Consider the following 13,791-nt stretch of genomic DNA (forward strand, 5'->3'; position numbering starts at 1 on the left):
CGCTGCCATGCATCGCTTGTGAGGTATCTACGATGAGTCTTGCTCTTTTCAAGCGCAGCTCGGGCGTGAAGCAGGCAACACCTGCGTCCTGCGACTGCGCTAACGTGCCCGCCTCCTTCCAGCGCGCCGCGCGGCCACGCCGGCCGCTGCTCACACGCGTCGACTGGCGCGGCGCCGTCTTGCCGGTCGTCGCCATTGCAATCTGGTGGGCTGTCTCGCAAGCGCACCTGAGCAAAAGCGGCCTGCTGGTCAGCCCCGCGCAGGTGCTGGCCACCGCCTGGCAGCAGATTGTCAGCGGCGCGCTGTTCAGGGCCCTCAGCGCGTCGCTCGCGCGCGAAGCCAGCGGCTTCGTGATCGGCACACTGGGCGGCCTGCTGCTTGGCAGCGTGCTCGGTTTCTCGCGTCTCGCCACGCGCATGATCGGCCCGAGTTTCGACACGTTCAAACAGATCTCGCTGTTCGCATGGATTCCGCTGATTTCCGTGTGGTTCGGCCTCGGCGATGCGGCCAAAGTCGTGTTCCTCTCGCTCGCGGCCTTGCTGCCGGTCGCCGCGCACACATGCGACGGCATTCACGCAGTACCGCGCGCCTATATCGAAGTCGCGCGCGCATTCCGCTATTCGCGCTGGCAATTGATCCGCGCGGTCATTCTGCCGGCCGCGCTGCCGTCGATTTTCACCGGCATCTATCTCGCGCTGATCTATTCGTGGCTCGCCACGCTCGGCGCGGAATATCTGCTGGTGGCGGGCAGCGGGATCGGCAATACGCTGATCGACGGCAGCGAACAGTTCCGCATGGATCTGGTGCTGTTCGGCGTGATCGTGGTCGGGGTGACCGGCTGGGCGCTGAACGCGCTGGCGCGCGCGGTGGAGCGAGCGATCTTTGCGCGCCGCTCACAGGTGCCGGCACGATAGACACGCCGTATTCGCGATTCACCGAGGGCGCGCCGCGGATACACCGAACCCACACCGAAAACGTACCAAACGCGCACCGTATTTGCCCCGAACACAGATCAAGGTCCACCCATGACTTCTTCCACGCTTGCCGAAAGCATCGACATTCTCCACGTCAGCAAACGCTATGCGCAGCAGGACGGCACCCCGCTCGCGGTACTCGACGATATCAGCCTGCGGGTGCGTCCCGGCGAATTCGTCAGCGTGGTCGGGTCCAGCGGTTGCGGCAAGTCGACCTTACTACGTCTGATCGCGGGACTGGATAGCGATTACATCGGCGATATCGTCGTTGCCGGCGAAAAGGTCCGCGATACGTCGCTCGAACGCGGCATCGTGTTTCAGGATCATCGACTGTTTCCGTGGCTCACGGCGTCGCAAAACATTCTCGCCGCGTTGCGCAATGCGCCGCTGTCAGTGCGCGAAAAACGCGATGCGGTCGCGCAGCACATCGAACTCGTCGGCCTGAAAGGCTTCGAAAATGCGTATCCGCATCAGTTGTCGGGCGGCATGGCGCAACGCGTGGCGATCGCCCGCGGTCTCGTGAACCGTCCGCGCGTCCTGCTGCTCGACGAACCGTTCGGCGCGCTCGACGCGCTCACGCGCGGCCGCTTGCAGAACGAACTGCAACGCATCTGGGAACACGAGCGCATCACGATGATTCTCGTCACGCACGACGTGGACGAGGCGCTCTACCTCGGCGACCGCGTCGTCACGATGGCGCCGCGTCCCGGTCGCATCAAACGGATTGTCGACGTGGCCTTGCCGCGTCCACGCGAGCGTAACGATCCCCGCTTCATTCGTTTGCGCGACGAGGTACTGGCCGATTTCGCCGAACACGACGGCGCGCGCCGCGACCCTCATGAAGACGAACCGCCGCACGGCGGCACGCGCATTCCGGTCGCGAGTCCGCCGATCACCGAATGGCGGCTCGCGTGGTGAGGTCCACCGCATTTTCCATACCTATAAACCCTTCACGGAGCAAACGATGAGCGGTGAAAATCAGCAGAAGCGGCAGATCAAACTGGGCGCTTTCCTGATGGAGACAGGCCACCATATCGCCGCATGGCGACATCCGGATGCGCACGCAAGTGGCGGACTCGACTTCGCACACTATGCGGAACTTGCGCAGATCGCGGAGCGCGCCAAATTCGATGCGGTATTTTTCGCCGACAGCGTAAGCGTGCGGGACACGAATCTGCCCGCGCTATCGCGCACGGCGCGCGCCGATCATTTCGAACCGTTGACGCTGCTGTCCGCGCTTTCGGTCGTGACGAAGCACGTTGGGCTGATCGCAACCGTCTCCACGACATTCAACGAACCGTATAACCTCGCGCGCAAATTCGCGTCGCTCGATCATCTGAGCGGCGGCCGCTCGGGCTGGAATCTCGTCACGTCGAGCACCGAATCCGAGGCGCTCAATTTCAGTTTCGAACGCCATCCGGAACACGCGATCCGCTATGAACGCGCGCGCGAGTTCTACGACGTGGTCGCCGGCCTGTGGGATAGCTGGGAAGACGATGCATTTATCCGCGACAAGGCAAGCGGCGTCTATTTCGACCCGGACAAGCTGCATGTGCTCAATCACGCCGGCAAGCACTTCAAGGTGCGCGGTCCGCTGAACGTCGCGCGTTCGCCGCAGGGGTGGCCGGTTGTGGTGCAGGCCGGCGCATCGGAGGCGGGACGCGAACTCGCGGCGCAAACCGCGGAGGTGATCTTCGTCGCGCATCAGACGCTCGACGAAGCGCAGTCGTTCTATCGCGACGTCAAAGGCCGTCTCGCGAAATATGGCCGTGCGCCGGATCATCTGAAGATCATGCCGGGCATTTTCCCGATCATCGGCCGCACCCAGGAAGAAGCCGACGCGAAATTCGCCGCGCTGCAGGACCTGATCCATCCGACTGTGGGCCTGTCGCTGCTGTCGAATATGTCGGGTGGCGTGGACCTGTCACAGTACCCCGTCGACGGCCCGCTGCCCGAGCTGCCGGAAACCAACGGCGGCAAGAGCCGCCAACGGCTGTTGTTCGATCTCGCGCGGCGCGAAAACCTGACCATTCGCGATCTGTACCTGCGTATTGCCGGCGCGCGCGGTCATCAGCAGGTAGTCGGCACGCCGCAAAGCATCGCGGACCAGTTGCAGCAATGGTTCGAAGAAGAAGGCGCCGATGGCTTCAACATCATGTCGCCGTGGCTGCCGGGCGGCCTGACCGAGTTCGCCGACCTGGTGGTGCCGGAGCTGCAACGGCGTGGGCTTTTCCGCACCGAATACGAGGGACGCACGCTGCGCGAGAATCTTGGGCTGCCGCGACCTGCCAACCGTTATACCGACGTGGCAAAACAGCCGCCAGCCACGTTCTCTTTCGCCAGGAGCATCGCATGAGCGCAGCCGCATTGCAGGAAACACAATCGATTCAGGTTCACCCGCTTTCCGCGCATATCGGCGCCGAGATTCACGGTGTCGATCTCACGCGGAAACTGGACGCGCGCCAGATCGCGGAGATTCGCGCGGCGCTGCTCAAATGGCGCGTCGTGTTCTTTCGCGAGCAATTCCTGACGCACGAACAACACGTCGCGTTCTCGGCGCAGTTCGGCGAGCTGACCCTGGGGCATCCGGTGTTCGGCCATGTCGAGGGCCACCCGGAGGTCTACTCGATCTCCAAGTACCGCAAGGCCACGCGTTTCGAGGGGCAAACGCTGCAACGCCCCTGGACCGGCTGGCATACGGACGTAACCGCCGCGGTCAATCCGCCCTGGGCCTCGATCCTGCGCGGCGTGACGATTCCGCCTTACGGCGGCGACACGCAGTGGACCAGCCTCGTGGCCGCGTATCAGAAGCTCTCCGCACCGTTGCGTGCGTTCGTCGATGGCCTGCGCGGGCTGCATCGTTTCACGCCGCCTGCCGGCGCGAGCGGTACGGAGGCGTTTGTGAAAGCCGTCGAGCAACGCATTCTCGTCACCGAACATCCGCTCGTCAGAGTGCACCCGGAGACCGGCGAGCGGGCACTGTATGTGAGCCCGAGCTTCCTGAAGTCGATCGTCGGCGTGACGCCGCGCGAGAGTCAGGTGCTGCTCGAACTGCTCTGGGAACATGTAACACGGCCGGAATTCACGGTGCGTTTCAGATGGGAGGCCGGCAGCGTCGCCTTCTGGGACAACCGCGCGACGGCTCACCTCGCCCCCACCGATATTTTCGATCTCGACTTCGACCGGCAGTTGTATCGCACCACGCTGGTCGGCGACGTGCCGGTGGGGCCGGACGGCACGCCCTCGGTGGCGGTCGAAGGCTCGCCGGTAAGCGCCGCTGCCGCAGTCGCGTTGAACTGAGTACCGCGCCCTCGACCTCTATCTCTACCTCTTCCCTACCGGGTCCCCCGGAGCTACTGATGACTCTGCAGGCTTCACCCGTTGCGGCCGCCGAACACCCGGCGGCCGCACCTCGCTCCTATCCACCCGCCCACATCATCACCTCCGACGCCGAGGCGATCGGCATCGCGCGGAATCTCGCCAGCCGCTTCGCCGTGGATGCCGCGCGCCGCGACCGGGAGCGCAGGTTACCGCTCGACGAACTGAACGCCTGTTCGCAAGCGGGACTTTGGGCAATGACCGTGCCCAAGGCCTACGGCGGCGCCCAGGTCTCCTATGTCACTGTGGGGCGTGTGTTCGCGACTCTTGCCGCGGCCGATCCGTCGATCGCGCAAATCCAGCAGAACCATAACAGCGCCGTGTTCTGGCTCTGGAAAACCGGCAGCGAACAACAACGTGCCCATTTTCTCGGTGCGATCCTGCGCGGCGCGCGCTTCGGCAACGCCAACGTCGATGCGGGCCCACCGCCGGTTCCCGGCCCCCGGATGAGCATTACACCGGACGAAGCCGGTTATCGCCTGTCCGGCCGCAAGCTCTATGCAACCGGCGCCCTGTTTGCCGACTATGTCTCGACGATCGGTCAGGACGAACAGGGCCGCCGCATCGTGGCGATCGTGCCTGCAGGACATCCGGGCATGAACATCGTCGACGATTGGGAGAGTTTCGGTCAGAAGACCACCGCGAGCGGAACGGTCATCTTCGACAACGTATGGGTACCTGCGCTCAACGTCCTGCCGATTTACCGAAGCTACGAAGAATGGCCGCAAAACGCGATCACGCAGATCAGTCACGCCGGTATCGACGCGGGTATCGCACGCGCCGCCCTCGACGCGACGATCGCCTTCATCCGGCAACGTGCGTCCAATCCGTCCACGCCGCCGACAGGGCCGATCCATTCCGATCCGTACGTCATCTTCCAGCTCGGCGAACTGAAGACCCGATTGCACGCGGCCGAGGCCATGCTGGAGCGTGCCGGACACGAAATCGACTTATGCCTCGACGACCCGCAACCCGACTCGCTTGCCAAGGCGTCGATCGCCGTGGCCGAAGCCAAGGCGTTGACAACGGAAATCGCGATCCAGGCCAGCAACCAGTTGTTCGATCTGGCGGGCACCCGCTCGACGCATCCGTCATTCAATCTCGACCGGCATTGGCGCGACGCACGGGTTCATACCCTGCACGACCCGGTGCGCTGGAAATACGCAGCCGTCGGCAACTTTTATCTCAACGGCGTCAGACCACCCAGCAGCGGACAGACCTGAAGAGACCGTAGCCGGAAGTACGCGGACCTGGTTGGGCAGCATCGCCGCCAACGATGAAACGGAACCGGCGCTATGACACACGGCAGGAACGCTACGGCATGCCTATCGCTGCATCGTTCTGCACCTCGAATGAATAGCAGAATTCGTTGTTTTGCATTGCCAACTCTCGCGTGATTTACTGCAGGCACTTAAGTCCTCGCGCCGTGTGCGCCAGCGGTTGACTGAGCCGCGCACAGCGATTTCCCAAGCCGCTTCATCGAACACACGCCCCGTCATACGGTCGGCACGGATACGCCCTGTGAATCAATCAACTCTGACCGCGCCCTCGTCCGCATCGCCCGCCGCGCCGGCTTCCGCCGACGCGACGCGCGACGCGTCCCCTTTCGTTCCGGTCCGCTCGCCTGCCACATTCGCGGATAGCCCTGTCTCGCGCGCACTGGCGGAGCCACTGCTGCTCGGACTGTTCCTGCCGATTCAGGCGGGCGGCTGGAGCGCTTCGACACTTGCACGCACCACCGACTGGTCATTCGATTACAACCTGGCACTTGTGCAGAAGGCCGAGGCGTTAGGCTTCGATCTAGTCTTCGCTTTGTCGCAATGGCTGCCGAAGGGTGGCTATGGCGGCGTATTCAACGGCGAGGCGCTGGACTCCTTCATGTCGCTCGCCGCGATGACCGCGCGTACCGAGCGCATCATTCTGGTCGCCACCAGCCATGTGCTTTATGGTCCCTGGCATCCGCTGCATTTCGCGAAGTTCACCGCGACGCTCGATCACATTTCGAAAGGCCGCTGGGGCATCAACGTCGTCACCGGTCATCGCGCCATCGAGCATGAAATGTTCGGCTGGCACCGTATCGAACATGACCGGCGCTATGAACTTGCCGCCGAGTTTCTCGACGCCGTTCAACAACTGTGGGCGCAAACGGAGAACTTCAGCTTCGCGCCCAAGCTTTCCTCGTGGAAGCTGGACAAGGCCTTCGTCACGCCAAAACCGCGTTATGGGCGCCCGCTGCTCGTCAATGCGACAGGCTCGGATGCCGGCATCGATTTCGCTGCGCGGTACTCCGACATCGTGTTCATCACGAGCCCCGCCGGGTCCGAGATCGAGGGCGCGCTGGCCGCGTTGCCGGCTCACACGGCGCGTGTGAAAGCCGCAGCGGCGCAACACGGCCGCAAGATTCGCACGTTGATCAATCCGATGGTGATCTGCCGCGAGACAGAGGCCGAGGCGCTTGCCTATCGCGACGCGATCGTCGCACACGGCGACGAGGGCAGTTTCCACCGCTTCGAAAGCGATGCCCATGCGTGGCGCGGCAACGCGGAACAGCGTAATCAGGCGGCTTCGCGCGCGGTGGGCGGCAACATCTCGATCGTCGGCTCGCCGCAGCAGATCGCCGACTACATCGTGCGCTTGCATCAGGCCGGCGTCGACGGCGTGCAATTGAGCTTCTTCGATTTTCAGCCGGACCTCGATTTCTTCGGCGAGCGCGTGCTGCCGCTGTTGCGCGAAGCCGGCTTACGGTACTGATGACAAACAAAACACAGAGGTGATCGGATGAGCCGACTTTGGTATACGCGCTGCCCCGCCCCCACGCCGTTCGGCATTGCCGCGCAAAAAGGCTGGCTGGAAGAGGAATTCGCTGCCGACGGCATCGACGTCAAGGCGTTGCAGGATGCCGACGACGTGCAGATCCGCCGCTCGCATTTCACGCACACGCAACCCTGGTCGTTCCGCCAGGGCGGCAATATTCCCGCGCTTTGGGCACGTGCCCAGGGCAGCGACACACGGTTGATCGGCCTGAGCTGGGTGGATGAATTCCAGGCACTGATCACGCTGGACCGGCAACTCGACGCGAGCCCGGAATCTCTTGCCGGACGCCGCTTTGGCTTCCCGCTCAACACTCGCGCGAGCGTGGTCGATTTTCATCGCGCGACCGCCTTGCGCGGTTTTTCTTCGCTGCTCGGCGTGCTGGGTGTGCAACTCGAAGACATCGATCTGGTCGATCTGCCGCACACTCCACGCAGCCTTGAAGACGCGAAACCCGCCGCCGATGCCCCGCTCGCCGACTGGCTCGATGCGCAACGCTCGCACGAATTCGCGCGTGAAGCCGCGGCGCTGCTGCGCGGTGAAGCCGACGTCGTGTTCGTCAAAGGCGCGACGGGACTCGATATTACCAACCTGCTCAACGCCAGGATTCTGGTCGACATCAGCGCCCAGCCCAACCGGGCATTGCACGCGAATAACGGCACGCCACGCCCGCTGACCGTGGATGCGCAACTGCTGCGCGAGCGCCCCGACCTGGTCGAACGCGTATTGGCGCGCACGCTCGACACGGGCGCATGGGCCGCCGATCACGCGGGCGACGTGACGCGGTACGTTGCACGCGAAACGCGCAGCGCCGAGCACTGGGTCGAGCGTGCGTATCCGGGCGGTCTGCACCGGCAACTGACGATCGGACTCGATTCCCACGCGCTGGCCGCGCTCGCCGACTTCAAACGCTTTCTATTCACATGGGGCTTCATTCCCTCGGACTTCGATTTCGACGCCTGGGTGGACCCCGCGCCCCTTCGCGCAGCGCTCGCACGACGGCAGGCGCTGATCGCTTCGGTTTGAGTCCGCTTCGGTTTGCGCTCGTTTCGGACCACTCTCTTTTTTCACCCAATCCAACGATGGCACATGTCACCTCGCAGGCGGCGCCAAGCCGCCGCGGCCAGCTGTTCAAGCTCGCATCCGGATGGGCGCTCACGCTCGTCGTCGCGCTATCGAGCCCGTTTGCGCACGCACAAACTCGCGGCGGCACGCTCAACTTCATCGTCACGCCGGAGCCGACTGCCCTCGTCGATCTGGCTACCACCGCGACCAATGTGCTGAAGGTCAGTCCGAAGGTCGTCGAAGGACTGCTCGAATACGACTTCAAGTTCCAACCCAGGCCGTCGCTCGCCACCTCGTGGGAAGTCAGCGACGACAGTCGTAAATACGTTTTCCATCTGCGCCACGGCGTGAAATGGCAGGACGGCAAGCCCTTTACTTCCGCGGACGTCGCGTACTCGATCCAGACGTTGAGGCAGGTCCACCCGCGTGCGAAGACCACTTTCGCCAATGTCACCGACGTCGCAACGCCGGACCCCTACACCGTCGTCATTACGCTGTCGAAGCCGGCGCCCTACCTGATCAAGGCGTTTTCCTCGTCGGAAACGCCGATCGTGCCGAAGCATATCTACGACGGCACCGACGTACTGACCAATCCCGCCAATAACGCGCCGATCGGCACCGGGCCATTTCGCTTCGTCAAATGGGTACGCGGCAGCTATATCGAGTACGTGCGCAACGACGACTACTGGGACAAGGGCAAGCCCTGGCTCGATCGCATTGTCGTCAAGGTGATCAACGACCCCGCCGCCCGCACCGTCGCATTCGAAGACGGCTCAGCGGATCTGAGCGGCGATTCGCCCGTGCCGCTGTCCGACCTCGAACGCCTGAAAAGCAACCCGAAGCTCGGGCTCGAGACACGCGGTTACGAATTTCAGGCGGGGGTGTCGCGTATCGAGTTCAATCTCGACAACCCGGTGCTGAAGAACCCGAAGGTGCGCCAGGCGATCGCCTCGGCGCTGGATCGCGAAGTGATCCGCAAGGTGATCTACTACGGCTACGCGACGCCGCTCGCGAGCCCGATCATTCCGTCGAATCCCTACTACGATTCCACGCCTACGCCCTATCCGTTCAACGTGGAGCACGCCAACGCGTTGCTCGACGAAGCGGGTTATCCACGCAAGGCCGACGGTACACGTTTCGCGCTGACGGTCGACCCATTGCCGATCGGCGATCTGCCCACCCGCACCGCCGCTTACGTCAAATCGGCATTGGCTCGCATCGGCATTGCCATCACCGTGCGCAGCCAGGATTTGCCCGCCTACCTGAAGCGGATCTACACCGACCGCGATTTCGATTTCAGCATCAACGGGATGAGCAATCTGTTCGACCCCGTGGTCGGCGTGGCCCGTCTCTACACGACCAGTAATTTCCGGCGTGGCGTGCCCTTTACCAACGGCTCCCATTACAGCAATCCGGAAATCGATCAACTGTTTGCCCAGGTCGCCGAAGAAACCGATGAAGCGAAGCGCAAGGCGTTGTTCGCGCAGATTCAACGGATTCTCGAACGCGATCTGCCGGACATCAATCTCGTGGCGCCGCAGTACCTGACCGTCTATTCGCGCGCGGTGCACAACCATACGACCTCGCCCGACGGCGTCTCGGCCAGTTTCGCCGACGTCTGGCTGCAACGCTGAACCTCTTTCGACTTACATTCTCACGGAATCCGACTCACATGGAATACAGACAACTCGGCCGCAGCGGTATCAAGGTCTCGACACTCACGCTCGGCACGATGATGTTCGGCGGCCCGACCGACGAAGCGACCTCGGCGCGCATCATCGATCAGGCCCACGAGCAAGGCGTCAATTCGATCGATACCGCGGACGTCTACGGTAAGGGCGAATCCGAACGCGTCGTCGGCCGCAGCATCGCCGCGCAGCGCGAGCGCTGGGTGCTCGCCACCAAGTTCGCCAACCCGCTGGATAGCGGCGACGTCAACGCGCGCGGCGCGTCACGCAAACATATCGTGCGGGCCGTCGAGGCAAGCCTCAGGCGCCTGAATACCGATTACATCGATCTGCTCTATATTCATCGCGAAGACCACGAGACGCCGGTCGAAGAAACCGTGCGGACGCTCAACGATCTGATCCGGGCGGGCAAGCTGCGCTACTACGGTTTGTCGAACCACCGCGCGTGGAAGATTGCCGAGTTCAGTCATACCGCACAGGCGCTCGGACTCGATGCGCCGGTGGCGAGCCAGCCGCTCTACAACATCGCCAATCGCCAGGCCGAAGCCGAGCAATTGACGGCCGCGCACCGCTATGGGCTCGGCGTGATTTCGTATAGCCCGTTGGCGCGCGGTGTGCTGACCGGCAAGTACGAGCCGGGTGCGACGCCCGCGTCCGACACCCGCGCGGGCCGCAGCGACCGGTGCCTGCAACAGACCGAGTGGCGCCCCGAATCGCTCGAACTCGCGCGCCGCGTACGCGAGCATGCCGAAGCGCGCGGGCTTTCCGCAGGGCAATTCGCGCTCGCCTGGGTGCTCAATAGCCGCTACATCAGTTCGACCATCGCCGGCCCACGTACTGAGGCGCAATGGCAGGACTATCTGCCGGCACTGCGTTATCGACTGACAGCGGAAGACGAAGCATTCGTCGACTCGCTCGTCACGAGCGGCCATCCTTCGACGCCGGGCTTCAACGATCCGGGTCACCCGTTCTTCGGCCGGCTCCCGCGGCATGGGGCAGCGCAGGACGCGCTAGCCGCCGTTCAGCAGGGATAGCCACGAGCTTCGAGCGTCGTCAGTTCCTGCAAACCTCGCTGGCCTTTCTTTCCGCCGGCACCACGGCGGCCTGGGCCGCCCAAAGCGAAATCATCATGTCCCGAACCATCGCAGCACGTTCGTCGCTCAGGCGACGCCTCACCGGCGCTTTCCTGCTGGCCGCCACGCTCACCACGCTCACCGCCTACGGCGCGGATTCCGGCGGTATCGCGCAGGAGTTGCGGGTCGGCTTCGTGCCCGGCCCGTACGCGGACGAATTCAAGGCGGGCGTCGAACCGCAATTGCGCAAGAAAGGCTACGCGATCAAATACGTCGAGTTCAGTACCGGGCTCGAAGCGAATCAGGCGGTGTATCGCGGCGAGATCATCGCCGACGTGATGCAGCACGAGGTCTATCTGAAGTCGTATAACGATCGCAACGGCACCGATCTGGTCGGCGTGGTGCAGGTGCCTACGCCGCCGATGGGACTCTACTCGAACAAACATCGCTCACTGGCGGAGGTGAAACCCGGCGCGCGTGTCGCGGTGCCGAACGACCCGGTCAATCTGGAGCGCGCGCTAAAAATTCTCCAGCGCATCGGCTGGATCAGGATCAAGCCGAACCCGAATCCTGTCGACGTAACCGAGCGCGACGTGATCGCCAACCCGGCGGGCATCAAGATTGTTCCGCTTGAATCGGCACAGGCGCCGCGCGCACTCGACGACGTCGATTACGCCGCGATTCAAGGCAATTTCGCGATTTTCAGCGGCCACAAACTGACCGATGCGTTGGCACTTGAAGAGATGACGCCGCCATATATCAATCAGGTCGTCGTCAAGGCAAGCAACCGCAATACGCGCGCGACGCAGGACATCGTGCAGGCGTATCAATCGGCGGACTTCCAGCGTGCGATTCGTGGCAATCGCTTCTATGACGGCTTTCGCTTGCCGGCGTACTTCGGCAACGAGTGAGACCGCTTGAGGGATAGCGAGGGCGGCATCAGCCAGCCGCCCTGCTTGAGGCCGCCTGGAGCGGCCTTATGAGCTGGCTTCGTACGAACTGTGCAGACTACGCCGCCTGCGCGTCGAAGGTCTTGCCGGGAATCGCGTCGAGCAGCGTGCGCGTGTACGGATGCTGCGGCGCGCGCCAGATGTCCCGGTGATGCCCGCTTTCCACAATCCGTCCCGCCTGCATCACATGCACGCGATCGGCGATATATCTGACCACAGAGAGATCGTGCGAGATGAACAGGTACGCAAGCCCTAGGTCGCGCTTCAGGTCGACCAGCAGATTGAGGATCTGCGCCTGAATCGATACGTCGAGTGCGGACACCGGTTCATCGCAGATCAGCAGATCGGGTTCCAGCACCAATGCCCGCGCGATGCCAATGCGTTGCCGCTGGCCGCCTGAGAACTCGTGCGGAAAACGCCCGAGCGCCGAGTTCGGCAGACCCACACGATCGAGCATGGTGGCGATCCGTGCACGGCGCTGCTGCGCGTTGCCAATGCCGTTCACCACCAGCACGGTATCGAGAATTTCCGCCACCGTGCGGCGCGGATTGAGCGACGCATAGGGGTCCTGGAACACCATCTGCACGTGACGCCGCAACGGCCGCAGCTCGCGCTCGCCCAGCGGCACGAGATCGGTCCCGCGCAAACGGATTTCCCCGCCCGCTGTCGGCACCAGCCGCAGGATCGCCTTGGAGAGCGTCGATTTCCCGCAACCGGATTCGCCGACCAGACCAACCGTTTCGCCTCGCGCGATCTGCAGCGAAACGCCGTCGACCGCGCGCAGTGTGGTTTTGCCGTGACGTTGCGGATAATCGATCCGCACGTCCTGTAGCGCGAGTAACGGTGCTTCGCTAACCGCGGTCAGACGTTGTGCGGGATCGGCATCCGCAACAAAGTGGCCGGTGCGTACCGAACGCGCCACCACGGCGAAGCTCGGTTTGCCGTCGTCATCAATACCGTGACGAATTTCGGGTAGTTTCCAGCCGCGATAATGCAGATCGTCGGCAAGATTCAGCGACGCGCCAAGCAGACCGCGCGTGTAGGCATGCTGCGCTTGCGTAAAGAGCCGAGCGACCGGCGCTTCCTCCACCTTCTCGCCCGCGAGCATCACGGCGACACGATCCGCGTGGCTCGCGACAATGCCAAGGTCGTGCGTAATCAGCAGCAAGGACATCGACAACTCGCGACGCAAACCGTCGAGCAGGTCGAGAATGCGCGCCTGAATCGTGACGTCGAGCGCCGTGGTCGGCTCGTCGGCAATCAGCAGACGCGGCCGGCAGGCAACCGCCATCGCGATCATCACGCGTTGCCGCTGGCCGCCGGACAACTCGTGCGGAAAGTCGAACACCCGCCGCTGCGGCTCCGGAATCCGCACCAGTTCGAGCAACTCCACGGCACGCTTCCATGCCGCGGCTTTGGACAGGCGCTCATGCTGGCGCAAGGTCTCGACGATCTGCGCGCCGATCGACAGCACGGGATTGAGCGACGTCATCGGCTCCTGGAAGATCATCGAAATCTGTTGCCCGCGAATCTCCCGAATCTCGCGCGCCGGCAGATCGAGCAACTCACGACCGTCGAAGCGCAGGCTCCCCGTCACACGCCCCGGCGTAGGCACAAGACGCATCAACGAAAGCGCCGTCGCCGATTTGCCGCAACCCGATTCGCCGACCAGTGCCAGCGTCTCGCCGTGCGCGATGTCGAAACTCAGGCCGCGCACCGCTTCATGCGCGCCGAAACTGACGCGTAAGTCGCGTACTTCAAGCAGGTTTGCCACGGTGCATCCTTTGTACGTTGTCGGCTGCTTTCAAGCCGCATGTGAGTTGCATGTGAGCCGCATGGCAGGCGCAAGTAA

The 13,791-nt window shown here is 63.4% G+C and carries 11 protein-coding genes; 10 read left to right on the forward strand and 1 reads right to left on the reverse strand.

Going from position 1 to position 13,791, the window contains the following annotated elements:
• Positions 1 to 32 precede the first annotated feature (32 nt).
• The 10 genes from HWX91_RS27490 (at position 33) to HWX91_RS27535 (ending at position 11,900) form a co-directional block, all read left to right on the forward strand.
• Positions 33 to 914: an ABC transporter permease gene (locus HWX91_RS27490; RefSeq protein ID WP_028199785.1), complete on the forward strand. Its 882-nt coding sequence runs from the start codon at positions 33 to 35 to the stop codon at positions 912 to 914.
• 111 nt (positions 915 to 1,025) lie between these two features.
• Entirely contained in the window at positions 1,026 to 1,892 is an 867-nt protein-coding gene (locus HWX91_RS27495) for an ABC transporter ATP-binding protein (protein ID WP_028199786.1), read from the forward strand.
• 46 nt (positions 1,893 to 1,938) lie between these two features.
• Positions 1,939 to 3,330, forward strand: coding sequence for an LLM class flavin-dependent oxidoreductase (locus HWX91_RS27500; RefSeq protein WP_028199787.1), 1,392 nt, complete (start codon positions 1,939 to 1,941; stop codon positions 3,328 to 3,330).
• Positions 3,327 to 4,274, forward strand: coding sequence for a TauD/TfdA dioxygenase family protein (locus tag HWX91_RS27505; RefSeq protein WP_028199788.1), 948 nt, complete (start codon positions 3,327 to 3,329; stop codon positions 4,272 to 4,274). Before HWX91_RS27500 ends, HWX91_RS27505 begins: the two co-directional genes overlap by 4 nt.
• A gap of 59 nt (positions 4,275 to 4,333) precedes the next feature.
• A complete protein-coding gene (locus HWX91_RS27510) occupies positions 4,334 to 5,575 on the forward strand; it encodes an SfnB family sulfur acquisition oxidoreductase (RefSeq protein ID WP_028199789.1) in 1,242 nt (413 codons plus the stop codon).
• Positions 5,576 to 5,888: 313 nt separating this feature from the next.
• The gene (locus tag HWX91_RS27515) at positions 5,889 to 7,103 is read left to right on the forward strand and encodes an LLM class flavin-dependent oxidoreductase (RefSeq protein WP_028199790.1); all 1,215 of its coding nucleotides are present in this window, start codon (positions 5,889 to 5,891) and stop codon (positions 7,101 to 7,103) included.
• Positions 7,104 to 7,130: 27 nt separating this feature from the next.
• Positions 7,131 to 8,189, forward strand: coding sequence for an ABC transporter substrate-binding protein (locus HWX91_RS27520; protein WP_028199791.1), 1,059 nt, complete (start codon positions 7,131 to 7,133; stop codon positions 8,187 to 8,189).
• 56 nt (positions 8,190 to 8,245) lie between these two features.
• Positions 8,246 to 9,862: an ABC transporter substrate-binding protein gene (locus HWX91_RS27525; RefSeq protein ID WP_028199792.1), complete on the forward strand. Its 1,617-nt coding sequence runs from the start codon at positions 8,246 to 8,248 to the stop codon at positions 9,860 to 9,862.
• A gap of 38 nt (positions 9,863 to 9,900) precedes the next feature.
• Positions 9,901 to 10,950 carry an aldo/keto reductase gene (locus tag HWX91_RS27530; protein ID WP_028199793.1) on the forward strand — a complete coding sequence of 350 codons (1,050 nt, stop codon included), beginning with the start codon at positions 9,901 to 9,903 and terminating at the stop codon, positions 10,948 to 10,950.
• A 95-nt stretch (positions 10,951 to 11,045) separates the two neighbouring features.
• Positions 11,046 to 11,900, forward strand: a complete 855-nt coding sequence (locus tag HWX91_RS27535) for a MetQ/NlpA family ABC transporter substrate-binding protein (protein WP_028199794.1) — start codon at positions 11,046 to 11,048, stop codon at positions 11,898 to 11,900.
• A gap of 97 nt (positions 11,901 to 11,997) precedes the next feature.
• Here the strand turns inward: HWX91_RS27535 and HWX91_RS27540 are convergent, their stop codons facing one another.
• Complete coding sequence (locus HWX91_RS27540; RefSeq protein WP_028199795.1) at positions 11,998 to 13,713, reverse strand: ABC transporter ATP-binding protein; 1,716 nt, start codon at positions 13,711 to 13,713, stop codon at positions 11,998 to 12,000.
• Between the last annotated feature and the right edge of the window lie 78 nt (positions 13,714 to 13,791).

Origin of the sequence: Paraburkholderia fungorum, from assembly GCF_902833645.1 — a bacterium.
GTDB classification, from domain to species: domain Bacteria; phylum Pseudomonadota; class Gammaproteobacteria; order Burkholderiales; family Burkholderiaceae; genus Paraburkholderia; species Paraburkholderia fungorum.

What these genes read in the sequence shown, in the direction of transcription:
- HWX91_RS27520 (WP_028199791.1), top strand. Translation starts at nt 7,131, where the DNA reads ATGAGCCGACTTTGGTATACGCGCTGCCCCGCCCCCACGCCGTTCGGC.
- HWX91_RS27500 (WP_028199787.1), top strand. Translation starts at nt 1,939, where the DNA reads ATGAGCGGTGAAAATCAGCAGAAGCGGCAGATCAAACTGGGCGCTTTC.
- HWX91_RS27490 (WP_028199785.1), top strand. Translation starts at nt 33, where the DNA reads ATGAGTCTTGCTCTTTTCAAGCGCAGCTCGGGCGTGAAGCAGGCAACA.
- HWX91_RS27525 (WP_028199792.1), top strand. Translation starts at nt 8,246, where the DNA reads ATGGCACATGTCACCTCGCAGGCGGCGCCAAGCCGCCGCGGCCAGCTG.
- HWX91_RS27530 (WP_028199793.1), top strand. Translation starts at nt 9,901, where the DNA reads ATGGAATACAGACAACTCGGCCGCAGCGGTATCAAGGTCTCGACACTC.
- HWX91_RS27535 (WP_028199794.1), top strand. Translation starts at nt 11,046, where the DNA reads ATGTCCCGAACCATCGCAGCACGTTCGTCGCTCAGGCGACGCCTCACC.
- HWX91_RS27495 (WP_028199786.1), top strand. Translation starts at nt 1,026, where the DNA reads ATGACTTCTTCCACGCTTGCCGAAAGCATCGACATTCTCCACGTCAGC.
- HWX91_RS27510 (WP_028199789.1), top strand. Translation starts at nt 4,334, where the DNA reads ATGACTCTGCAGGCTTCACCCGTTGCGGCCGCCGAACACCCGGCGGCC.
- HWX91_RS27505 (WP_028199788.1), top strand. Translation starts at nt 3,327, where the DNA reads ATGAGCGCAGCCGCATTGCAGGAAACACAATCGATTCAGGTTCACCCG.